Origin of the sequence: Tumebacillus avium, assembly GCF_002162355.1 — a bacterium.
GTDB classification, from domain to species: Bacteria; Bacillota; Bacilli; order Tumebacillales; family Tumebacillaceae; genus Tumebacillus_A; species Tumebacillus_A avium.
Map to the genome: position 1 here is coordinate 1,266,309 of NZ_CP021434.1, position 21,684 is coordinate 1,287,992.

Genomic DNA, 21,684 nt, shown 5'->3' on the forward strand with positions numbered 1-21,684 from the left:
ACTGTTTTTCTGTATGTTTTTTCTTCACGAGGTTCATAATGGTCAGGTACAATCACTGAAAAGTGAGGGATTCCAATGAAATCATCCCATTTTGAACCTGGAACGGACGGGGAAACGGAACTGATTCCGGCCCGCCGTCCCCAGGAAAAACCGCAGAAAAAGCGGCTCTGGCTCTGGAGAGCCGCCTCGATCTTCCTGATGTCTACGATTGCCTTTGGCGCCTTTTTCTATCTCTATCTGCGCTATGCCGACCTGCCCCCGAACGACATCGCCAACACGTCCAAACTGGTGGCAGCTGACAATACGGTGCTCACCGATCTCGTCGACGGGGGAGAGAACCGCCTGAAAGTCTCGCTGCATGACATTCCCCGGTCGGTAGTCGACGCGACGATCTCGGTGGAAGACCAGCAGTTCTACAACCACGGCGGCTTCAACCCGGCCGGCATCGCCCGCGCCTTGTGGGTCGACATCAAATCGGGCCAGGCGCTGGAAGGCGGCTCGACGATCACGCAGCAGCTCGCCAAGAATCTCTACCTGACCCAGGACAAGACGATCCAGCGCAAACTGCAGGAAGCCTTGCACACCTTGCAGCTCGAGATGAACTACACGAAAGAGGAAATTCTCGAGCAGTACCTCAACGTCATCTACTACGGGCAAGGCGCATACGGCATCGAGATGGCCGCCCAGACCTATTTTGACAAGCCGAGCAAAGACCTCACGCTCGCCGAGGCTGCGCTGCTCGCCGGCATTCCGAAAGGTCCCAACATCTACAACCCGTTCTTCCACTTCGACGCCGCCAAAGAGCGCCAGCGCATCGTGCTGAACCTGATGGCGCAGGAAGGGAAGATCACGCAGGAAGAAGCGGATCAGGCCTTCCAAGAAGAGCTGAAGTTCGCCGCTCTGAAAACTCCAAAAGGCCGCGCGCCGTACTTCACCGACTATGTCTCCTACCAGCTCAAGCAGGTCTATGGCGTGGCGGAGGAAGACCTCTACCGGGGCGGGCTGAAGATCCAGACCACGTTAGACCCAAGCATGCAAAAAGCGGCCGAAGACGCGGTCGCCGCACACTTGAAGAACCATCCGGACGTTCAGGTCTCCCTGATCTCGATCGACCCGAACACAGGCGAGATCAAAGCGATGGTCGGCGGGCAGAACTACGCGGAGAGCTCCTACAACCGCACGCTCGCCAAACGCCAGCCCGGCTCGGCGTTTAAGCCGTTTGTCTACCTCGCCGCGCTGAACAATAACTACACGCCGTCGACCCGCATCAAGTCGGAGAAAACGACGTTCACCTACGACGACGACAAAGGCGAGCCGAAAGAGTATGAAGTGCACAACTTCAACAACATCTACGCCGAAGACTATCTGTCCTTCCGCGATGCGATCGCCCGCTCCGACAATGTGTTTGCGGTGACGACGAACATGGATGTCGGCCCGGAGCGAGTCATCACCACCGCCAAGGCGCTGGGCATCTCCTCGCCGATGAAGCCATACCCGTCGCTGGCGCTGGGCGTGTTCCCGGCCTCGCCTTTGGAGATGGTGCGCGCCTATGCACCGCTCGCCAACGGCGGGCACAAGATCGAGCCGTACGCGATTCGCTCGATCGAAGACACCTATCTGGAAGAGGTCAAAACGTTCCAGCCGCAAAAAGAGCAGGTGATCGACCCCGGCGCCGCTTTCATCCTGACCGACATGATGAAATCGGTGCTGACCGACCCGTACGGGACCGGCTACCGCATCCACGACGGGTTCAGCCGCCCGGCGGCCGGGAAGACCGGCACGACCGACACCGACGCCTGGATGATCGGATACACGCCGCAGCTGCTCACCGCCGTCTGGATCGGCTATGACAAAGACCGGCTCTTGTCGGCGACCGAGTCGCATCTGGCCGCACCGATCTGGGCCGATTTTATGAACGAAGCGCACAAGAACCTGCCGGAGAAAAATTTCGCCGCGCCGTCCAACGTGGTCGAGTCGTTTATCGACCCGACGACCGGACAGCTGGCGACCGAGAACTGCCCGGTCAAACGCCGCGAATATTACCTCGTCGGCACCGAACCGACCGACTGGTGTGAAGAGCATCCTTCGATGAACAAAAACCCGGTCGACAAGTTGGAACAAGAAGCAAAAACAGGCGGCCGCACGTTCTGGGATTGGCTCACGGGACGCGGAAAAGGCGAATAGGGTATAGGGACGAACATGACGGGTCAGGTACAACGGCCCGTCATTTGCTTGCCATGCTTGACGGTGGGCGAAAATTGCCTGTATTGTAAGAACTATCAAGGTAATGGAGGGACTGTTCAATCATGGCATGGGGACTTTCTGACCGAGTCAAAAACATCGCGCCTTCGCCGACGCTTTCGATCGACGCGAAGACCAAACAGATGATCGCCGACGGTGTTGACGTGGTCAACCTGAGCGTTGGGGAACCTGACTTCGGGACGCCGGATGTGGCTTGTTCGGCAGGCAAGGTTGCAATCGATGAACAATTTACCAAATACACGGCCGTACCGGGCATCGTGGAATTGCGCAAGAAGATCGCGGCGTTTTTGAAAGACCACGCCGGCCTCGACTACACGGCGGACGACATTCTCGTCTCGTCGGGCGCGAAGCATTCCCTGTACAACGCATTTATGGCGCTTTGCAACCCGGGCGATGAAGTGATTTTGCCCGCACCGTATTGGGTGTCCTACCCGGAGATGATCCGTCTGGCGCAAGCAGAGCCGGTGGTGATCCAAACCGATGAATCGACCGGTTTCAAGATCACGCCGGAGCAGCTCGAACGTGCTGTCACGCCGAAGACCAAGGTGCTCCTGCTCAACTCCCCGAGCAACCCGACCGGCGCTGTCTATACGAAAGCAGAGCTGCAAGCCCTGGCCGAAGTGATCAAGAAGCATCAGTTCTACGTGATCTCCGACGAGATCTATGACCAGTTGGTCTATGATGTCGAGCAGGTCTCGATCGCCTCGTTTGGCGAAGAGCTGAAACAGCGCACGCTGCTGATCAACGGCTTCTCCAAAGCGTACTCGATGACCGGCTGGCGCGTCGGGTACATGGCAGGGGAGCGGTCCCTGATCAAAGCGATGACGTCCTTCCAGAGCCATACCACGGCCAATCCTGCCTCCATTTCGCAGCGCGCAGCACTCGCGGCGCTCGACCATCGCGATGAAACGATGGTGCCTGAGTTCCGCTGGCGCCGCGACTATGTGCTGGAGCGCATCCGCAAGATGCCGCACCTGACCTGTGACACGCCAAGCGGCGCGTTTTATGTATTCCCGAACTGTTCGGCCACGTACGGCAAGAGCTACCGGGAGCATGCCATCAAGGACTCTGACGATTTTGCATCGCTCCTGCTGGAGCAGGCGAAAATCGCGCTGGTCCCCGGCTCCAGCTTCTCTGCTCCGAACAACTTCCGCATCTCCTACGCCACGTCCCGCGAGAACCTCGCGAAGGCGATGGACCGTCTGGAAGCGTTTTTGAACGAAGTGAAATAGCGCAACAAAAAACCTCCACAGCTGTGGAGGTTTTTCTTTTACTTCTCGCCGTCGTAGCAGCCTTCCGTGCCGTGGAGGTTGCCGTAAGGGTCGGAGAAGACGCCGTCGTTTTGAATTTGGATCATGCCGGCGCTGTTCAGCTCGTCGAGGACTTCGAACAGGCTCTCGCGGCGGTCTTCCGGCAGGTTTTTCACGAAGTTGTTAATCTCTTCGGGCGACGCTTTTTGGGTAAAATGCACCCCGCCGTGGCGGGCGTAACGTTCCTGGCTGTTGTTTTGTGCCACGCTCGAATCCCTCCCCAATGTCGTAGGTCAGGCTTAGTATCTCTTGCGCCCATTCTCCATATCCGCCCACACGATACGTTCAGCTTTTCCATATGTTGATAAGGAAAACGGAGGTGTCGATCACTGTGGCTGACAAATCCAAACAACACAGCGCACTGAAAAAGCGCGTACGCAAACTCGAGGCGGAACTGACTGCCTTACAAGCCGGCCATCCCTCGTATACACATAAAAAACAATTGATTGAGCGCGAAATCCAGCTCGTCAAAGCGGAACTGAAACCCCGGCGCGGCAAAAAAGGCGGACGGAGCGTCAAAGCCAGCCCGGCAGCGGCACCCGTCGGCAAAAAACCGCCTTTGCCCGGCGGCGCATCGTTTCCCAGCTTTCAACTGCCCAGCCCGAAAAGTCCGACGTTCGTCGAGGACTCGATCAAGTCGATCGGCCAGCTGCGCAATCTCTGCAAACAGTGCATGAACTATATGCAGCGCGCCGACCAGATCTTCGACGGGCTGCACGGTGTAGGCTCGCACCTGCACTCGTCCGGCGTTTTGCCCAAGCTGATGCAAGGCAACGTCAAGGAACTGACCACCGGCGAGTGGGCGGCGATCCTGATGGCCCTGCTCAACTCGCCGCTGTCCGGCGCCTTGCTTGGCGGAGGCGACGGAGGGGGCGGGGGAGAAGGGGAGCAGAAAGCGGAGGACGGGGAGGCGAAATAGCGCCGCCCCGTTTTTTTTCATCAAAAAAAGAACTGCCCGCGTGAGGCAGTTCTTTTTTGCGCATGCTTAGTCTTTCGGCTTGATAAATTTCTTCATCTCTTTGACCGTCGCATCGTCAATTTTGCCATTGCCGTATTTTTTGACAAGATCTTCGACGTTAGCGTTTGGAGTGCCGCCTTTCGTCGCGTCTTTGTAAGCTTTCATGAACTGATTGAGGCGTTCCTCGTTCACCGGAATCTTCAGCTGCTCCGCAAATTTTTTCGCCATGTTTTTGACGCTTTCCGGGTTCTGCCATTGATCCGGGGTCGTTTTCTGCACCTCGCCCAGCATGCCGAGCAGGCCGCCTTTGTTCACCGACTTGAGTTTATCCTTCAGTTGGTCACCGAGACTCGGAGTCGTCTTTTGCGGCTGATTGGCAGCAGGCTTTTGACCGTCGCTGCGAGATTTCTTCCCTTTTTTAGCCAAGTTGTTCACCCTCCGTTCTCTTGTCGAATCAATACCATAGTATGGTTCGACCCGCGAAGAGGAGACGCTTGGATGCGCCCAATTTTGCGAAAGGGTTTACAGCTTGAAGCGGGTGACGAGGCGCTGCAGCTTCTCCGACATCTCGCTCAGCGCTTCGGCCGACGCGTGGATCTCTTCCATCGACGCCGTCTGCTCCTCGACCGCCGCGTTGACTTCCTGCGACTGCGAAGAGAACTGCTCGGCGATCTCGACGACGCGATCGACGCCGGAGAGCATCTGCTGGCTGCCTGCCGCCATCTGCTCCGTTGCGGCGGAGACGTTTTGCACCTGCTGGGTGATCGACTGCACATCGTCGATGATGTGTGTGAACAGACGCCCGGCCTGCTGGAACACCTCGTGGCCGTGCTGCATGCCTTTGACGCCTTGCTCAACCTGCTCGACGACCGTCTCGGTCACCGTCTGCATCTCGTGGATGCGCAAGGTGATCTGCTGCGCAGCCGTCGTCGTCTGCTCGGCCAGCTTACGCACTTCTCCGGCCACCACCGCAAAGCCGCGTCCCGCTTCACCCGCTCGTGCCGCTTCGATCGCGGCGTTTAAAGCGAGCAGGTTGGTCTGTCCGGCGATCTGCGTGATCATCTCGACGATCTGCCCGATCTCCTGGGACTGGTCGCCAAGCGTCGCGACCGAACCGGCCGTGTTTTGCACCGCGAGGAACACATCGTTCATCGTCTGCACCGCGCTGTCCATAAAGGCCCGGCCATCCTGCGCCTGTTGGGCCGAAGTGACGGCGCGCGCCGAGACATCCTGCACGTTGCCTGTGATCACGCGCACGCCGGTCGACAGCTCGCCGATCGTTTCTGACGTCTCGGCGATGCGCTGGCTCTGTTCCTGTGAGCCGATCGTGATGCTTTCCACGGAGCGGGCGATATGCTCGCTCGCCTGTGCCGTTTGGTCGCTGCTCGCCATCAGCTCCTGGGCCGAAGCGGCGAGTTGCAGAGACGATTCGGTCACTTCGGCGAGCAGGCTGCGAATCCCGGTCAGCATCTCGTTGTAGGAATGCCCGACTTGCCCGATCTCATCGCGGGTCAGGTCGCGCCCGGCGACAAATGCGGTCAAGTCGCCTGCTTCCGCCCGCTTCATGCTGTCCTTCAGGCGCAGGAGCGGACGGGAGATCGAGACGGCGATATACACGGCGATCGCGATCGCCCCGGCCAGACAGAGCAGGCCGACCCAGAGCGTCGCCTGCTGCACTTCTGCGACCATGCCAGCCACTTCATCGCGATATAACGTGCCCATCAAGCGCCAGTTGGTCTGCTCCAGCACCTTGTAGACCACCACTTTTTCCCGGCCTTGCAATTCATAGAAAATCGTATCTGTTGGCGGTGCGCCAGGCTCATACTGCTGCTTGATCGACGGAATGTCAAACAGCGAGCTCCCGAGACGTTTTTCGTCCGGGTAGACCACCGCGTTCCCTTGCGAGTCTGCGATGATCGGATAGCCTTCTGCACCGATTTTAATTTTGCCTACGGTTGCCTGCAGATCTTGCAGCGACAGGTCAAGACCCATCACGCCCACCACTTGGCCCGACCCGTCGGTTACCGCCCGGGTCAGCGTGATCACAAGCTCTTTCTTTTGCTCCGCCGCCGTCACATACGGGTCGGTCCACCGTGCGTTCTCTTTGTTTTGCACGGCAGCATCATACCACGGACGCTTACGCGGGTCGAAATCTTTCGGCAATTCTTGCGGCGGATAGGCGTAAAACTTCCCGTCCGCCGTGCCCATGTAGGCGACCAGCGTGTCCGGATGGGTGTCGATGTAGCGCTTGAGCCCGGCGTTGATCGCCGCGAGTTCTCCCGGAGTCTTGTCGTGCTGGAAGACCGGATCGGTGCTGAGCATCGCGATCGAACCTTCCTGACTGGCCATAAACGACGTCAGCGTCCCCTGCAGCTCTTCCACCGAATGCTCGGCCGTCTGCAGGAGCTGGCGGTCGAGCAGCTCCGACATTTTGGCGTTGACTACCAGTGACAAGATCGCCAATGGCAGCAGGATCAACAGCGAAAAGTACAGGACCAGCCGCGTGCGGATCGCCAAATCTTTGAGCTTGAGTGCTCCTCTCTTCATGATGCATCCCCCTTGGATCGTTAAGAAAAGTTCTCAGGTGTATAGTTTCGCTAAGTACAAATGATAAACCTCCTTCAACACCGGCATAAAGAATGGAAAAGTTCCGCTTGGACACTCTAAGGAAACAGGGAGGTGTGGCAGATGATGAGTGGTATTTTGGCTTTTGTCGAGCGCATGAACCTGCTGCTGTGGCTCGCCGTGATCTTCTTGTTCCACCTGATCCTCTACCTGACGCTGGGCACCGATGACTGGCTGGTCGCAACGGTGATGGCGACAGGAACGTATGCGCTGGTGTTTGTGCTTCTGAAAGCGTTTGTGCGAAATAACAAAAAGAGGGGCGTTCGCTAAGAACGTCCCTTTTTTGCGTCCGTACGGCTTACGTCTCATCCCGTTTCGGCCATTTCTTTTTTCTGCTTCTTGCGTGCGGCTGCGATGTTCATTTGGCGCATCTCCAGGTAGGAACTGACAAAGCCAGTGAACAGCGCTAGCAGGTAGCCAAGCCCGGTGAGGGCGCCGACATATTTGCTGTATTGCCCCAATCCCCCGCCGATCAGCAGACTCGCCCCCATCACCGCGATGCACAGGTGTGTGGTGCGCCGCCACGTTTTCTCCGTTTTGCCTCCCGCCCAGCGCAAGAAGCGGTTGTTCTGCTTTTTTTTGCGGGGCAGTGTTTCCGATTCGTCATGCTCTTCCACTTGTACCTTCCGCTTCCGTCCGGTCAGATAAAGCGCGATGTAGACGAAAATGTGCGGGATCGTCAACAGCACGGCGCCGTAATTGGCGAAATTAAAGACTTCAGTCACGCTTTGGAAAGCAAAAGCCCAGAAGAAGAGGGCAAACCACGCATACTGCTTGTTGTATAGGCTGTAATTCCAGCGCTTGGTGAAGGTGCTGATCAGCGTCAGCGTGGCGATGAAGAGAAACGAAACTTTCAGGATGAAGATCGGCAACCAGATCGAAAACATGATCAGTTCGACCCGGTCGAGGTAATCGGTGATGTGGATCTGCTCGACGAGCGAGTAGTTCGGATACATCAACCGGGCGGACACCTCGGTGCCGAGCACGGCGATGATGAAAAACAGCACCACCGACATCAGCAGGCCGGTGCACATCACGCCGTGGCGCAGGGCAGCGTGGAGTTTTTTGCTGTGCCCGACCATGCCCATGAAAGCGCCGACGCTGAGAATGTCGCCATACCAGGCCCCGGCGATGATATTGCCGGACGTCAGCGGCCCGTATCCCATACCGAGGATCGGTTCGGTGCGCTGAAAGGAGAACTCATTGCTGAGCATCAGCGGCACCAGCAGCAGCATGAGGAAAAACAGCGGGTACATGAGATCATTGACCCGCGCCGGCACTTCCACACTGCTTTTGCTGAAGTAGATCAGCAGCAAGAGCAGCACCAGCACGATGATCTCGCCCGGCGTCCGGATCAGCAGCGTCGTGTTCATGAAGTCGCTAAACACGCCGAGGTTGCGGATCAGGATGCTGATGAAGTGCACCAGATAGAGCAGATTGCAGAGGCCTCCACCCCATTTTCCGAGCAGTTCAAACGTGATCTCAAAGATGTTCTTCCCCGGAAAGCGCCGCGCCAGAAAATAGAACATCGCGGCGATGCCAAAGCCGTAGAGAATTCCGAGGAACTGGGACAGCCACGCATCCGCTTTGGCCAGTCCGATGATCGTTTTTGGCGTGGTCAAGAATCCGCTGGCGGTGAGGATGACCGTCACCATCCAGGCGATCTGCCGGTGGTTGATTTTAAATCGTTTCTCGAGCATAGTCCGGCCGCCCTCCTAAGTGGTTAGTACACCATGCAGCCAGTCCGACCAGGTATAGACGACCCAGCGGTACGGCAGCACCACATTGATTTGCAGCAGACTGCACATGTAGAGCCCAAATACTGCGATGGCCATCGTGTAATAAACCGCCTTTTCCCGACCCGTCGCTTTGCGGAGCTTCGGGAGGTCGAGGAGCAACGTCGTCACATAACACACAGCCATGATCAGCAGAAAAATGTTGCTCATGTTGTTGATCGTGTTCGTACTCATCATCTGCTCATTCCACCTCCGCCCGCTTTGCAAGATTCTCCGAGGTCAGCCCGATGCGGGAGATGTTCACGACCGTCGTCACGTGAAACTTGGTTTTTTCCAGTTCCTCGTACCAGTTGTCATTGTAAGTGCTGCGCCATTCTTTCGGAAAATTGCGCGCGACCACCAGGCCGAGACCGGCGACGTCCACCTTGTGCTCATGGATCTCATCTACCGCCGCATAGACCGTTTGCGTGATATGTTCTTCCAGCCGGCGGTTGATCTTCTGCACGTTTTCAGGCACGCTCAAGTCTCCCCCGCCGACGTTTTCCAGCACGTAGGCGGTCACGCGATTGTGGACCTCAAATTCAAAATGGTCTTTCACGCGGCGCGGCTTGACTTTGGCGTTTCCTTTGTAAATATTAACCAGAAGCGTCTCGCCATTCTCGCTGGTCAGCGTCACCGTATACGGCTTGACCTGCTGTTTAAGCCAGCGGATGCCTTCCGATCCGTCCTGGTCCATCACGGCGACCATCTTGTCATCGTGGAACAAGGCGTAGCTGGCAAACTGGAGCTCTTCGTTTTTGTCTTTGGTGCCTTCTGTCGATTTCACTTTCACCAGCGGGATCATCGCGTCGCTGCCTTCCAGACTCAGGTGTTGCGCGGCATCTTTGAGCGACGTGTTAAAGACCGACTCGTCGTTGACGATCTCCCGAATCCCTTCGCTGGAAAAGCGCTCAAAGCGTGGCTGTCTGCTCAGCAGATCATACCCGTTGCCTTTGGCGATGACGATCGACGCGGTCAGGCGGTTCTCCGGAATCCTGGCGGCGGCATCGAAGACGGGCCGAATCCCTTTCTTCGCCAGCTCTTCGCCGATCACGAGGATGCGGCGGTGGGCATAAAACAGCTGGCGGGGCATGCGCTGCTGCACTTTCTGGGAGGCATCGCGGATCGACACGCCGGTCGAGGAGTCAACGTAGAAGCTTTTCGAACCCGATGTGCCGCCGCCGCCGCCCGATTTGCCGCCCAGCTGACCGGGCAGCGGAACCTGTACCGCCAGACGGTATTTGCCGTCTTTGTCGACGTCGTACGCGGTGGCGAGGACGATGGCGATGTCGTTGACTTCGGTGCGGTCCCAGCAGCCGGTCAGCATCACCGCCATCAGCAAGGTCACGAGCAGCATTCTCCATCCTCTCATGTCTGTCCCTCCTCACTGCTTCCGTGCTTGATGTCCTTGCCTTTTTGCCCGCCTTGGGAGAGGATCTCGCTTTGCATGTCTTCGCCGATGCGGTTGCGGTCTTCGGTCGACAGGAACTCGGGACGCTTTTTCATCGCAAACCACGGAGCGCGGATGATCACGTCCTTGAGATCGTCGGCCGACAGCGGACCGGTCGGGGAGAGATACGGCACGCCAAACGAGCGCAGGTTGGCCAGATGGCCGAGGATAAACATGCCGCCGACAACGATGCCGTAGATGCCAAACAAAGCTGCGGCGATCATCAGCGGGAAGCGCAGCATGCGAAAGGCGATCGACGCGTTGTAGCGCGGGATGGTGAACGACGCGATCCCGGTCAGCGACACGATGATGACCATCGGTGCGGAGACGATGCCCGCTTCGACCGCCGCCTGGCCGACGACCAGCGCGCCAAGGATCGAGACGGCCTGTCCGACCATCTTTGGCAGCCGGATGCCCGCTTCCCGCAGCGCTTCAAAGGCGATCTCCATGATGAAAGCTTCGACGACCGCCGGAAAGGGGATCGCTTCCCGGGCCGCCGCGATGCTGAGCAAAAGCGGGGTCGGCAGCATCGCCTGATGGAACGTGGTCACCGCAATGTATAAGGACGGCGTGAACAGCGAAATGAGCAGAAACGCGTAGCGCAGCCAGCGGATCAGCGTGGCGATCTGGTAGCGTTCGTAGTAGTCCTCGCTGGCCTGCATCAGCTGCCAGAACGTCGTCGGCACGATCAGCACAAACGGCGTTCCGTCGATGAAGATGGCGACGCGACCTTCGAGCAGTGAGGCGGCGACCGCGTCGGGGCGCTCGGTGTATTGCACCTGCGGGAACGGCGAGTTGGTGCTGTCCTGAATCAGCTCTTCGATATAGCCCGATTCGAGGATGGCATCGATCTCGATCTTCTTCAGGCGGCCGACCACTTCTTCGACGACGTTCGGGTCGGCGATGCCTTCGATGTAAGAGATGACAAGGTTGGTGTTGCTTTCGTTGCCGGCGACCATCGGTTTCATCTTCAGTCGCGGCGTGCGCAGTTTGCGGCGCAGGAGCGCGGTGTTGGTGCGCAGGCTCTCCACAAAGCCTTCGCGGGGGCCGCGCACGACCTTTTCCGTCTCCGGTTCAGCGACCGAGCGCACTTCCCCGCCGCGCAGGCCCATGACGAGGCCTTTGTCGTTGCCTTCGATCAGCAGGGCGGTGTCCCCGGCGAGGATGGAGCGGACGAGATCGCGGAAGTTGTCGACCTCGGTGATCTGCGAAGACGGCAAGGTGGACATGGAGATCTGGTTGGTGCCGCCGACGTTGCCTTCGTCGATCATCAGCGCTTTGAGCATCATGTTGACCTGCGCGGTGTCGACGAGGCCGTCTACAAAGATGCAGAGGGCTTTCCTCGATTTTTCAATTTCAAGTTCCCGAATGACAAAGTCGGAGCTGTCCTTGAACAGCTCTTCCAGAAATTCTTGGTTCTCCTGCAAGCGTGAATGAAGCGGAACAGAGTCCTCTTCCTGAGAAGCACGGCTGTCAGCTTCGTCCCGGTCATGCTTGCCCGGCTCATGTTTGTCTGACTCATGTTTGTCTGACTCATGTTTGTCTGACTCATGTTTGTCTGGCTTATGCTTGCCTGGCTTATGTTTGCCTGGCTTATGTTTGTCTGACTCATGTTTGTCTGACTCATGTTTGTCTGACTCATGTTTGTCTGACTCATGTTTGTCTTGCTCTTGTTCGTCCTGCTCTTGTTCGTCTTGCTCTTGTTCGTTTTGCTCTTGTTCGTCTTGCTCTTGTTCGTCTTGCTCTTGCTTGCCTTGCTCTTGCTTGTCTTGCTCTTGTTCATCTTTGTCTTTCTTCAAGACTTTTCGTTTTTGCTTTTTATGCTTTTTCGGCTCTTCTTGCGCTTCTTGATCTTTCTGCTCAGAGTCCGTGTCCTCGTGTTTGAGATTGTGTCCTTCGAGCTCTTCCTGCCTTTTGCTTCTGGAGCCTTTTTTCCCGCGGCGAATCATCGACAGCACCTCCTCCTCCTTTTGCTGCTTACAGTGGCAAATTTAGTATGCGTGAAACGGGCATAAAAATACCGCCCCCGTAACGCCGGGAGCGGTATGTGTACTACGCCTCTATTTATTTGGTTCGCTTGCCTGCCGCATACGCGAGCAGAGCCCAGCCGCTCAGGAAGCAGACCCCGCCAAGCGGCGTGATCGCGCCAAGCACCCCGATGCCGGTCAGAGCCAGCACATACAGGCTGCCGGCGAACAGGATGATGCCCGCTTGGAACAGGTAGCCTGCCGCCTTGACCGCTTTCGGCGCGCCGCCCAAAAACTGCGACAAGAGCGCCACCAGCAACATCCCCGTGCCATGCAGCATGTGATACTGCACGCCGGTCTTCCAAATCTCTAAATAATGATCGGTGATCTTCCCTTCCAATCCGTGCGCGCCAAACGCGCCCAGCGCCACGGCGAGGAACAGGTTGATCGCGCCGAGCCTGACAAATGTAGACAGCATGGGTCGTTCCCTCGTTTCTATGTCTGTTAGAGCAAATAGTCCGTTTTGATTTCAAAATGTGCCTTGGCCAGCACCTCGATCAGATAATCGACGGGCGTTGTCGCCACTTCCCGATACATCCGCCGCGTGTACAGATGGCGTGCATTGGGCAGCTCCCGTTTGAGCTGAGAGCGCATCTTGTTGCCGGCGTCATCCGCGTCGACCAGGATATAGACGTCTTCTTCCACTTGCAAGGGCACGATCATGTCTTCGATCTTCGCTTCGGACAGCGTGCCGTAGGTGCAGATGACTTCCACAGGTTCTGCGAGCAGCTCCAGGAGCCGCCGTTTGTCTGTTTTCCCTTCGACGATGATCACTTTACGGGCAACATTCATCCTCTTTTACCCTTCTTCCTTCGAAGTGGCGATCGGGTTCTCCGGATACGAGCACCAGTCGCTCCACGAGCCGAGGTACAGTTTGACATTGCGATGCCCCGCTTCGTGCAGCGCCAGAATGTTCGGCGTGGCGGTGACGCCGGAACCGCAGTAGACGATCACTTCCTGATCCGGAGCGATGTCTGCAAAACGCTCCCGCTGCTCGTCCGCCGATTTCCACGTGCCGTCTTCCTTCAGCGAGTCCTTCCAGAAGTGGTTGACCGCGCCCGGAATGTGTCCGGCCACCGGGTCGATCGGCTCTTGCAGCCCTTGGTAGCGCACCGTTTCCCGCGAGTCGATCAGCACCGTCCCCGGATCGCCAAGCTTCGTTCTTACCTCATTCATATGCACCAGAGAGTCAGTTTGGCTGTGCGCGGCAAACTCCGTCTTGGAAACGGGCGCAATCTCACCTGTCACCTCATGCCCGGCCGCTTTCCAGGCCGCATAGGAGCCGTTCACTACCGAGACCTTGGCATGCCCCATGTATTTCAACAGCCACCAGAAGCGCGACGCCATCGCCCCGCCCTGATCGTCATAGACAACGATGTGGTGCCCGTTGCCGATGCCGTGTTCCCCAAGCTTGGCGGCGAGCAGGTCCACGTCGGGCAGCGGGTGGCGTCCGCCGTGCGCCGCCTTCGGAGCGGACAGATCCCGTTCGAGGTCAAAATAGACCGCGCCCGGCAAGTGATCTTCCTGATACGCATTCACCCCTGCGTCCGGCTGCCCCAAGACAAAGCGGCAGTCAACCACGCGCACATCCGGGTCGTGCAGATGTTCCAGCAGCCATTCCATGCTGACCAAATTGGAAGCCATGATCAATTCACATCCCTTTTTATCAGATCTTGGTTCCATTGTCGCATACGCAAAAACCACCCGCAAGGCGGATGGCTCTGTGAAGTGTTGCGAGTTTCGGAACTATTCCAGCGGACGGATCACGATGAGTTCGCGCAGCAGCTCAGCGACATGCGGCTTCAAGCCCACCGCTTCGACAAACTGTTCGACCGAATCAAAGCCGCCCTGCGTCTCGCGGATCGAAACCGCCTTCATCGCCAGCACGATGCCGACCTTGGGGAGTGTGGCGAGGCGTTCCATGGTGTCATTGTTGATGTCGACCGGCCCTTCCGGTCCGGGCGGCGCTGCTGCTACCACCGGCTTGACCGACGGCCGGGTCTCTTCCGCCAGTTCGTCATCGGTGAACTCCTTCAGCCCGTCAACCATCTGCGGTGCGGAAGCTGCAAGCGATTCCGGCATGGCATCTGTCGTGTCTGCCGCTGCCGTTTCCGAAGCTGCTTGCGGCTTGTCGACGACCACGTTCTGCTTCCCGTTTTGCGATTCGACCGGCTTGACCCCCTTCTTCGGTTGGCCAACCGCGTCGATGTCGACGTCGTATTCCAGCTCGATCTGATTTTTCAGCGCTTCCGTGGAGCGGCCGTTCAGCTCCGAGAGCGCGACGATGCGCAGCAGGTATTCCTTGCGCACCATCCAGCCATGCAAGATCCCGACGACCCAAGTCAACAGGATCACCGGCAGCGACAGTTCCCCAAGCAGCGTCCCGTTGTGCTCCGGATCGATATACGCCAAGAAGAACACAAAGGCTGCAAAATAGACCAGCCCCCAAGCCGCCCACTTGTTTTGCTTCGCCCGGTATGCGATGTACAGAAACGAAATCCACGTCGTCATCCCGAACAGTAACAACCAGACCATCCACAGCGACTTGCCCCACTCCCAGGCGCTGCCCTTCGGTGTAATCGAAGCCATATCTGCTAACCCCTTTAACTCATAAGATTGTGTCTTCTATTTTCGCATAATTCTTAACGTCATAAAACCCCCAGCTGTTTACAAAAGCTGAGGGTTTTATCGCCACTGTATTTAAAAGAAAACTAAACCGCTGCTGTTTCGACCGCCCCTTGCTGGAGGAGGTACATCTTGTGGTAGAGGCCCTGCTCGGCGAGCAGTTCCTGGTGGGTGCCGCGCTCGATGATCTCGCCGCGGTGCAGGACGAGGATCAGGTCGGCATCCTGGATCGTGGACAGGCGATGCGCGATCGCGATCGTGGTGCGGCCGCGGCGCATTTTTTCCAAGGCGCTCTGGATCATCTCTTCGGTCTCCGTGTCCACGCTCGCCGTCGCTTCGTCGAGCACGAGGATCTTCGGGTTCAAAGCCATCGTGCGGGCGAAGCTCAAGAGCTGTCTCTGGCCGCTGGAGAACGTCGCGCCGCGCTCGCCGACCGGCTCGTCATAGCCGTGCGGGAGCTTTTGGATAAACGGGTCGGCCTGCACGAAACGAGCCGCCTCGATGATCTCTTCATCGGTGATCTCTGCGTTGTGCAGGCGGATGTTCTGCTTCACATCGCCGACAAACAGGAACGGGTCCTGCAGCACGAGGCCCAATTTCTTGCGCAGCTCCTCATCGGAAAACGCCCGCAGCGGCGCGCCGTCGATGGTGATCTCTCCCTCGCTGATGCTGTAAAAGCGCATCAAGAGGTTGATGATCGTGCTCTTGCCGCTCCCCGTATGCCCAACCAGCGCCACGGTCTGGCCCGGCTTGGCGGTGAAGGAGATGTTTTTCAGCACCGGATTGGCGCCGTCATAAGAGAAGGTGACATCTTTAAACTCGATCAGTCCTTCGCCCACCGTCGGGTCGGCTGTGCCCTCCTGCTGCGGCGCATAACGATCCTGGTCGAGCAGTTGGAACACACGCTCCGCCGCAACCAGCGCTTCCTGCAGCTGGGCCAGACGGAACATCATCTGGTTGACCGGCTCGAAGAAGCGGTCGAGGTAGTTCAGAAACGCATAGATGACGCCGACCGATACCGCTGTGGTCAACGAGTTAAAGCCAAAGTAGCCGAGAATCAGGATCAGCGCAAACATGTAGAGCAGGTCGACCATCGGCCGCAGGAGCAGACCGTTGATCTTCAACCGCTTCATGTTCGCCTGATAATGCTCGTCGTTGGTCCCGCCAAACTCTTCGCGCATCCGCTTCTCTTGATGGAAGGCCTGGATGATCGTCATGCCTTGGATCGATTCGTTCAGACGCGCGTTGAGCTGGCTCAGCTTCTCGCGGGAGAGGTGGAACACTTTCGCGCTCACCCGGCGGTAGAACCACATCAGGCCGGCGACCAGCGGCGCTACGATCAGGAACAGGCCGGCCAGCTTCGGGTCGAGGATGAACAGGCCGACGAGAATACCGATCATCAAGACGATGCTCTGCACAAACGCGGAGAGCACGGAGACAAAAAGCTCCTTGACCGCTTCCGTGTCATTGGTGATCCGCGAGACGAGCGAACCGCCCGGCGTGCGGTCGAAAAATTCCAAGCCCAGATGCTGCACTTTGCTGAACACGTCCATCCGCAGTTGGCGGACGATCCAGTGGGCGATTTTGTGGAAGGAAAGCAGTTGAAAATAGTTGATCGTCACACCTGCGATGTGCAGGATCAGATAGCCCGCACCAAGCAGGATCAGCATCTCGCGGTCAAACTGCCGCGGGGTGAGGTAATCGTCGATAAAAATTCGCACCAGCTGCGGTCCTGCCACATCGGCAGCCGTCGCCAGCGTCAGCATCGCAAAGGCGATGAGCAGCGCCTTACGATGCGGAATCAGATAACGAAGCAGTCTTCGCATCACCATGGCCGGGTCCACCTCCTTGTTCCACGAGCGATTCCAACTGCTGGTTGCGGTACATCATCGCATACCAGCCTTCTTCCTGCATCAGCTCGTCATGCGTGCCGCGTTCGGCGATCTTGCCGTCTTCGAGCACGAGTATTCCTTCCGCATGTTCGATCGCAGAGAGGCGATGTGCGGAGATCAATGTTGTTTTGTTCTGGCGGTACTCTTTCAGCGCGTCGAGAATCGCTTTTTCCGTCTTGGCGTCCACCGCCGACAAGGAGTCGTCGAGGATCAGCACTTCCGGGTTCATCAAGAGGGCGCGCGCGATAGAAATGCGCTGCTTCTGCCCGCCGGACAAGGTCACGCCGCGCTCGCCGACGACCGTTTTGTAGCCGTCTTCGAAGCGCAGGATGTCTTCATGGATGCAAGCGAGCTTCGCCGCCATGATCACGTCGTCCATCGTTGCGTCCGGCTTGCCAAACGCGATGTTTTCCGCGACCGTCGCCGAAAACAGGAAATGATCCTGCGGCACATAGCCGATCGCCGCGCGCAGCCAGCGCAGTTTGAAGTCGTAGATCGAAGTTCCGCCGATGCGAATGTCCCCTTCGGTCACGTCAAACTCGCGCAGGAGCAGCCGGAGCAGGGTCGATTTGCCCGCCCCCGTTTTGCCGACGATGCCAAGCGTGTGGCCTTGTTTCAGCTCCACGCGGATGTTCTGCAAGGCCGGGGTCGCTTTTTCCGGATAGGAGAAGATGTCGATATCATAAGCGATGTCGCCGCTCGGCACGTCCTTCACGGCGTCTTCTTTGTTCCAGACTTCCGACTTGATGTTGAGCAAAGCGTCAACGCGGTCATAGGAAGCGCGGCCGCGCTCGACGATGTTGAACAGCCAGCCAAAGGCCAGCATCGGCCAGATCAGGTGACCGAGCAGCATCGTGAACTGGGTGAGCTGCCCGAGGGTCAGTTTCCCTTGGACGACAAACCAGCCGCCAAACGATACGGCAAGGAAGAAGGCCAGCCCGACGACCAAAGAGATGGTCGGGTCGAACAAGGAGTCGATCTTCGCGACCTGGATGTTTTTCTGCGCGGTGTCCTTGGTGAGATTCTCAAACTCTTTTTTCTCAGCGTCTTCCTGCCCAAACGCTTTGACGACGCGCACGCCGGCGATGTTCTCCTGCACCTTGTCGTTGAGCGTGGAGAACGCCTCCTGCGCCTTGTGGAAGCGCTCGTGGAGCAGGTTGCCGTATTTGGCTTCCGCATAGACCATGATCGGCATCGGCAGCAAGGTGATCAGAGTCAGCTCCCAGGAGATCGTCGCCGCCATGGCGATGATCACGGCGCTCCCCATCGCCACCGAGTCGACCAGGGTCAACACGCCGTCGCCTGCGGTCAGCTCGATCGCCGAGATGTCGTTGGTCGCGTGCGCCATCAAGTCGCCGGTGCGGCGCTTGTGGTAGAACTGCGGCGACAGGTTGGTGAAATGTTTGTACAGACGGTTGCGCAAGAGGCGGCTCATGCGGAACGCCGCACCAAAGATGTAGATCCGCCACACGTAGCGCAGCACGTAGATGGTCACGCCGATCCCAAACAGCAGAATCAGCCATTTGGTCAGCTCCGCCCCGGTCAGCGTCCCGCCGTTGATGTCGTCGACGATCACGCCGATCACATAGGGCGGAATCAAGTTGAGGGCGGCGACGAACAGGAGGATGATCACTCCGGTCGCGTACGCCTTTTTCTCCATCTTGAAATACCATAGTAAGTCTCGAAAAATGCTCATGATTGCTGTCCCACTCCCCTCTTTCCCTAACAAAAAAAGAGTCACCGGCATAGAAAGATGCCTGTGACTCTTTGGGTATTCCAAAAATAGAAAACCACAGGCGCGCAGAACGCTCCTGTGGTGAGTATCACGAATGGATGTAAGCATACGATGAAGTATCGCCTACCGCACAAGTGCTCCCCGAACAGTCAGTTCCGCGTTGTTATGCAGTTGTTGATGCTGTAGCTTGCGCACTTTGGTGACCAAGAAGACTTTTTGCATAACACGAAACCTCCCTTCGGAATTTTTTGAATGTATAGAGTATACCTTGCGGACGGATTGGTTGTAAAGGTGGATTTTACAACTTTTTCTTATTGAGCGATCTGTGCTACAATCTTGTATTGTAACTTTGAGCTAGGAGGAGGATCTTCTCGTGACACTGAAAGTTCGTCCTTATACGCTTGCCGATTATGCAGGGTTGCTCGAGGTGCAGCGAGAAGCGTTTCCGCCTCCTTTTCCGGAAGAATTGTGGTGGCAGGAAGAGCAGATCGCAGCACACGTAAACACCTTTCCACAAGGGGCGATGGCAGCCGTTGTTGACGGTGTGATCGCCGGATCGGCGACGGCGCTTCTGATCAAGTATGACGGGAAGCCGCACACGTGGGCGGAAGTGTCGGACAACGGCTGGATTCAAGGCAGCCATCAACCGGACGGCGACAGTCTGTACGGCATCGACGTCTGCGTGCGCCCGTCGTTTCGCGGCCAAGGCGTGGCCAAAGCGTTGTATCAGGCCCGGCAGCAGTTGGTCGTCGAGCTTGGGCTGAAGCGCTTTTTGGCAGGCTGCCGCATTCCGAATTTTCATGAGCATGCGGATCGGATGAGCGCAGACGAGTATGTCGAGCGCGTCGTGCGCGGTGAGATCTACGACCTCGTGCTGTCGTTTATGCTGAAGCAGGGGCTGCGTCCCTTGCAGGTGCTGCATGACTACTTAGAAGATGAAGAGTCTTTACACAAAGCGGTTCTGGTCGAATGGCCGAATCCGAATCTATAAAGGGGGTGCAGGAGAGATGACAACTCCGCTCGTAGGTACCGTGACGTATGAACTCAAACCGCTGCAGTCGTATGAAGAATACTGGCAGACGGTGCAGATGCATGTGCAGTCGGCACAGCGTCAAAATGTAAGACTTTTGGTGTTCCCGGAGTATCAGACCGCGCAGTTGCTTGCGCTTCAGCCGGTGATGACGCACGCCGAAGCGGTGGCGTATCTGGATGGTTTTACCGAAGAGTATGTGACGCGTTTTTCGCAGTTGGCGCAGGAGAATGAACTGACGATCCTCGGCGGCACGCACATCGTCAAAGAAGGCGACGGCTACGTGAACAAAGCGTATCTGTTCTACCCGGACGGCCGCGTGGAAACGCAGAACAAAGTCCACACCACGCCGGAAGAGCGCAAGGTCTGGGATTTGAAGCCGGGCGAAGATTTTGCTGTTTTTGACACGGAGATCGGCAAAGTAGCGATCTTAACGTGCTATGACATCGAGTTCCCGGAAACGGCGCGCATCGTCGCGGACATGGGAGCGGAGATCATCCTCTGCCCGTCCTACACCGATGCCCCGGCCGGCTTCTACCGCGTGCGGTACTGTGCGCAGGCGCGTGCGGTGGAGAACCAGCTGTTCGTCGTGATGAGCGGCCTGGTCGGTTCCGTGCCGGGCGTGGAGCAGATCGACATGGCCTACTCGAAAGGCGCAGTCTTCGCGCCGTGCGACTACCCGTTCCCTCCGGACGGCATCCTCTCCGAAGGCATGCTCAACGCCAGCATGGTCACCACAGCGCCGATCGACCTCGTCCGCCTGAACGAGAACCGCACCATGGGCAACGTCTCCCCTTATTTTGACCGCAAACCGGAAGTTTACGCCAAGCAAAGCAAAAGCCTGCCTCTGTAATGAGGGCAGGCTTTTTTATTGTGCTTAAAAATTGAAATTGTCCGGGTCCGGGCCGACGCGTTTGTGCTGGTCGAGGGTGTTGATGGTGGTGATCTCTTCGTCGGTCAAGGTGAAATCGAACAGGTCGGCATTGGACTGGATGCGCTCGGGGCGGATCGATTTGGGGATCGTTGCCCAGCCGGTCTGGAACTGCCAGCGCAGGACGATCTGTGCCACCGACTTGTTGTGATGCTCGGCGATGGTCTGCAGCGCCTGCTCTTGCAAAATTTGGCCTTGTGCAAGCGGCGACCACGCTACTGGCAAGATGCCATGCTGGTCGAGATAGTCTTCAATTCAGCCTGCACGAGGCGCGGGTGGCGCTCCAATTGGTCAATTGCCGGCTTCACGGTTGCGACGGCAAGCAGTTGTTCCAGGTGGTGGATGTGGAAGTTGCTGACGCCAATCGCCCCGACGCGGCCGTCGTTGTAGAGTCCTTCGAGCGCTTTCCAGCTGTCGAGGAATTTGCCTTCGACCGGCCAGTGGATCAAGTACAGGTCGAGTTTTTCCAAACCGAGACGCTGCAGGCTTTCTTCATACGCCTCGACTTCCCGCCCGGCGCGGGAAATCGCAGCGGTGTCGATGTGGCGGTATCCTTGGGCGCTGGCGCTGGCTTTTTTCTCCGGAGCAACAAATTGCACCGCAATCGTCGAGCCGATTGGGAAAAACACGCCGTGCGAAAATGCGGTGATGCAGCGGGCGACGAGCAGCAGTTGAAACGCGTGTGACAGCGCCGCCACCGTGTTGCCGGCGATAAAGATCAGCATCAGCGTCATGAGCAGCGTTTTGCGGTTCATGCGGTTGGTCAAAGCGGTCATGATCGGAGCGCCAACTGCAACGTCGACCGCATATCCGGAGATCAGGAGGCCAGCCAGCGTGATCCCGATGTTCAGGTCATCGGCGATCGACGCGAGCAGTCCAACCGGGACGAATTCGGTCGTCCCGATCCCAAACGCGCTGATCGCCAGAGCCAGCAGCGCCAAGGTGCCTGTTCGTTGATTGTTAGCTGTTGTAACGGGTGTTGAATTCATTGGTTCCTCCTTTGTATGATGTGTGGCATGAGTGTTATTATGGAGGGGTTAGTTTCGAAAGTGAAGTACGCACTT

20 protein-coding genes and 3 pseudogenes are annotated in these 21,684 nt (G+C 57.5%); 6 read left to right on the top strand and 17 right to left on the bottom strand.

The features are described 5' to 3' along the window. Positions 1–75: 75 nt before the first annotated feature. Complete coding sequence (locus CBW65_RS05765) at positions 76–2,184, top strand: transglycosylase domain-containing protein (protein WP_087456033.1); 2,109 nt, start codon at positions 76–78, stop codon at positions 2,182–2,184. A 122-nt stretch (positions 2,185–2,306) separates the two neighbouring features. Next, positions 2,307–3,494: a pyridoxal phosphate-dependent aminotransferase gene (locus CBW65_RS05770; protein ID WP_087456034.1), complete on the top strand. Its 1,188-nt coding sequence runs from the start codon at positions 2,307–2,309 to the stop codon at positions 3,492–3,494. A 38-nt stretch (positions 3,495–3,532) separates the two neighbouring features. On the opposite strand, the gene CBW65_RS05775 is transcribed toward CBW65_RS05770, so the two are convergent. Then, on the bottom strand, positions 3,533–3,778 hold the full coding sequence (locus CBW65_RS05775) for a hypothetical protein (protein ID WP_087456035.1): 246 nt from the start codon (positions 3,776–3,778) through the stop codon (positions 3,533–3,535). 125 nt (positions 3,779–3,903) lie between these two features. Between CBW65_RS05775 and CBW65_RS05780 the strand changes: the two genes are divergently transcribed. Next, positions 3,904–4,491 carry a hypothetical protein gene (locus CBW65_RS05780; protein WP_087456036.1) on the top strand — a complete coding sequence of 196 codons (588 nt, stop codon included), beginning with the start codon at positions 3,904–3,906 and terminating at the stop codon, positions 4,489–4,491. Between the two features lie 66 nt (positions 4,492–4,557). Here CBW65_RS05780 and CBW65_RS05785 read toward each other — a convergent pair whose 3' ends face one another. After that, entirely contained in the window at positions 4,558–4,956 is a 399-nt protein-coding gene (locus CBW65_RS05785; RefSeq protein ID WP_157721798.1) for a hypothetical protein, read from the bottom strand. 96 nt (positions 4,957–5,052) lie between these two features. Further along, positions 5,053–7,077: a methyl-accepting chemotaxis protein gene (locus CBW65_RS05790; protein WP_087456038.1), complete on the bottom strand. Its 2,025-nt coding sequence runs from the start codon at positions 7,075–7,077 to the stop codon at positions 5,053–5,055. A 141-nt stretch (positions 7,078–7,218) separates the two neighbouring features. Here CBW65_RS05790 and CBW65_RS05795 point away from each other — a divergent pair, with 141 nt between their 5' ends. Then, a complete protein-coding gene (locus CBW65_RS05795) occupies positions 7,219–7,425 on the top strand; it encodes a hypothetical protein (RefSeq protein WP_087456039.1) in 207 nt (68 codons plus the stop codon). A 35-nt stretch (positions 7,426–7,460) separates the two neighbouring features. On the opposite strand, the gene CBW65_RS05800 is transcribed toward CBW65_RS05795, so the two are convergent. From CBW65_RS05800 to CBW65_RS05855, 11 genes and pseudogenes are all read right to left on the bottom strand, one after another. After that, entirely contained in the window at positions 7,461–8,855 is a 1,395-nt protein-coding gene (locus CBW65_RS05800; RefSeq protein WP_087456040.1) for a GerAB/ArcD/ProY family transporter, read from the bottom strand. 15 nt (positions 8,856–8,870) lie between these two features. Continuing rightward, positions 8,871–9,128 carry a hypothetical protein gene (locus CBW65_RS05805; RefSeq protein WP_087456041.1) on the bottom strand — a complete coding sequence of 86 codons (258 nt, stop codon included), beginning with the start codon at positions 9,126–9,128 and terminating at the stop codon, positions 8,871–8,873. Between the two features lie 4 nt (positions 9,129–9,132). Next, positions 9,133–10,302: a Ger(x)C family spore germination protein gene (locus tag CBW65_RS05810; RefSeq protein WP_087456042.1), complete on the bottom strand. Its 1,170-nt coding sequence runs from the start codon at positions 10,300–10,302 to the stop codon at positions 9,133–9,135. Next, a pseudogene (locus CBW65_RS05815) lies at positions 10,299–11,861 on the bottom strand (spore germination protein); the annotation flags it as partial. The pseudogene CBW65_RS05815 and the gene CBW65_RS05810, both read right to left, overlap by 4 nt. 29 nt (positions 11,862–11,890) lie before the next feature. Further along, positions 11,891–12,163, bottom strand: a pseudogene (locus CBW65_RS25325) (pentapeptide repeat-containing protein); the annotation flags it as partial. Between the two features lie 281 nt (positions 12,164–12,444). Then, positions 12,445–12,822, bottom strand: coding sequence for a DUF423 domain-containing protein (locus CBW65_RS05830; protein ID WP_087459134.1), 378 nt, complete (start codon positions 12,820–12,822; stop codon positions 12,445–12,447). Between the two features lie 29 nt (positions 12,823–12,851). Further along, positions 12,852–13,199: a toprim domain-containing protein gene (locus tag CBW65_RS05835; protein WP_087456046.1), complete on the bottom strand. Its 348-nt coding sequence runs from the start codon at positions 13,197–13,199 to the stop codon at positions 12,852–12,854. A 6-nt stretch (positions 13,200–13,205) separates the two neighbouring features. Further along, positions 13,206–14,051, bottom strand: coding sequence for a sulfurtransferase (locus CBW65_RS05840; RefSeq protein ID WP_087459135.1), 846 nt, complete (start codon positions 14,049–14,051; stop codon positions 13,206–13,208). A gap of 102 nt (positions 14,052–14,153) precedes the next feature. Further along, on the bottom strand, positions 14,154–14,996 hold the full coding sequence (locus CBW65_RS05845; RefSeq protein ID WP_087456047.1) for a ComEA family DNA-binding protein: 843 nt from the start codon (positions 14,994–14,996) through the stop codon (positions 14,154–14,156). A gap of 122 nt (positions 14,997–15,118) precedes the next feature. Continuing rightward, entirely contained in the window at positions 15,119–16,864 is a 1,746-nt protein-coding gene (locus CBW65_RS05850; RefSeq protein ID WP_087456048.1) for an ABC transporter ATP-binding protein, read from the bottom strand. Further along, positions 16,821–18,620, bottom strand: coding sequence for an ABC transporter transmembrane domain-containing protein (locus CBW65_RS05855; protein ID WP_087456049.1), 1,800 nt, complete (start codon positions 18,618–18,620; stop codon positions 16,821–16,823). The genes CBW65_RS05850 and CBW65_RS05855 overlap by 44 nt, the downstream gene beginning before the upstream one ends. A gap of 412 nt (positions 18,621–19,032) precedes the next feature. On the opposite strand from CBW65_RS05855, the gene CBW65_RS05860 reads away from it, so the two are divergent. Then, a complete protein-coding gene (locus CBW65_RS05860; RefSeq protein ID WP_087456050.1) occupies positions 19,033–19,650 on the top strand; it encodes a GNAT family N-acetyltransferase in 618 nt (205 codons plus the stop codon). Positions 19,651–19,666: 16 nt separating this feature from the next. After that, positions 19,667–20,542 (top strand): carbon-nitrogen hydrolase family protein, encoded by an 876-nt coding sequence (locus CBW65_RS05865; protein WP_157721800.1) that lies wholly within the window; start codon positions 19,667–19,669, stop codon positions 20,540–20,542. A gap of 24 nt (positions 20,543–20,566) precedes the next feature. Here CBW65_RS05865 and CBW65_RS24540 read toward each other — a convergent pair whose 3' ends face one another. From CBW65_RS24540 to CBW65_RS24545, 3 genes and pseudogenes are all read right to left on the bottom strand, one after another. Continuing rightward, the gene (locus tag CBW65_RS24540) at positions 20,567–20,845 is read right to left on the bottom strand and encodes an aldo/keto reductase (RefSeq protein WP_198299864.1); all 279 of its coding nucleotides are present in this window, start codon (positions 20,843–20,845) and stop codon (positions 20,567–20,569) included. Beyond that, the gene (locus CBW65_RS24755; protein WP_232463513.1) at positions 20,836–21,090 is read right to left on the bottom strand and encodes an aldo/keto reductase; all 255 of its coding nucleotides are present in this window, start codon (positions 21,088–21,090) and stop codon (positions 20,836–20,838) included. The genes CBW65_RS24540 and CBW65_RS24755 overlap by 10 nt, the downstream gene beginning before the upstream one ends. A 51-nt stretch (positions 21,091–21,141) precedes the next feature. Next, a pseudogene (locus tag CBW65_RS24545) lies at positions 21,142–21,609 on the bottom strand (MFS transporter); the annotation flags it as partial. Positions 21,610–21,684: the final 75 nt, after the last annotated feature.

What these genes read in the sequence shown, in the direction of transcription:
- CBW65_RS05810 (WP_087456042.1), bottom strand. Translation starts at nt 10,302, where the DNA reads ATGAGAGGATGGAGAATGCTGCTCGTGACCTTGCTGATGGCGGTGATG.
- CBW65_RS05770 (WP_087456034.1), top strand. Translation starts at nt 2,307, where the DNA reads ATGGCATGGGGACTTTCTGACCGAGTCAAAAACATCGCGCCTTCGCCG.
- CBW65_RS05795 (WP_087456039.1), top strand. Translation starts at nt 7,219, where the DNA reads ATGATGAGTGGTATTTTGGCTTTTGTCGAGCGCATGAACCTGCTGCTG.
- CBW65_RS05835 (WP_087456046.1), bottom strand. Translation starts at nt 13,199, where the DNA reads ATGAATGTTGCCCGTAAAGTGATCATCGTCGAAGGGAAAACAGACAAA.
- CBW65_RS05765 (WP_087456033.1), top strand. Translation starts at nt 76, where the DNA reads ATGAAATCATCCCATTTTGAACCTGGAACGGACGGGGAAACGGAACTG.
- CBW65_RS05850 (WP_087456048.1), bottom strand. Translation starts at nt 16,864, where the DNA reads ATGGTGATGCGAAGACTGCTTCGTTATCTGATTCCGCATCGTAAGGCG.
- CBW65_RS05805 (WP_087456041.1), bottom strand. Translation starts at nt 9,128, where the DNA reads ATGATGAGTACGAACACGATCAACAACATGAGCAACATTTTTCTGCTG.
- CBW65_RS05865 (WP_157721800.1), top strand. Translation starts at nt 19,667, where the DNA reads ATGACAACTCCGCTCGTAGGTACCGTGACGTATGAACTCAAACCGCTG.
- CBW65_RS05845 (WP_087456047.1), bottom strand. Translation starts at nt 14,996, where the DNA reads ATGGCTTCGATTACACCGAAGGGCAGCGCCTGGGAGTGGGGCAAGTCG.
- CBW65_RS05790 (WP_087456038.1), bottom strand. Translation starts at nt 7,077, where the DNA reads ATGAAGAGAGGAGCACTCAAGCTCAAAGATTTGGCGATCCGCACGCGG.
- CBW65_RS05855 (WP_087456049.1), bottom strand. Translation starts at nt 18,620, where the DNA reads ATGAGCATTTTTCGAGACTTACTATGGTATTTCAAGATGGAGAAAAAG.
- CBW65_RS05800 (WP_087456040.1), bottom strand. Translation starts at nt 8,855, where the DNA reads ATGCTCGAGAAACGATTTAAAATCAACCACCGGCAGATCGCCTGGATG.
- CBW65_RS05840 (WP_087459135.1), bottom strand. Translation starts at nt 14,051, where the DNA reads ATGGCTTCCAATTTGGTCAGCATGGAATGGCTGCTGGAACATCTGCAC.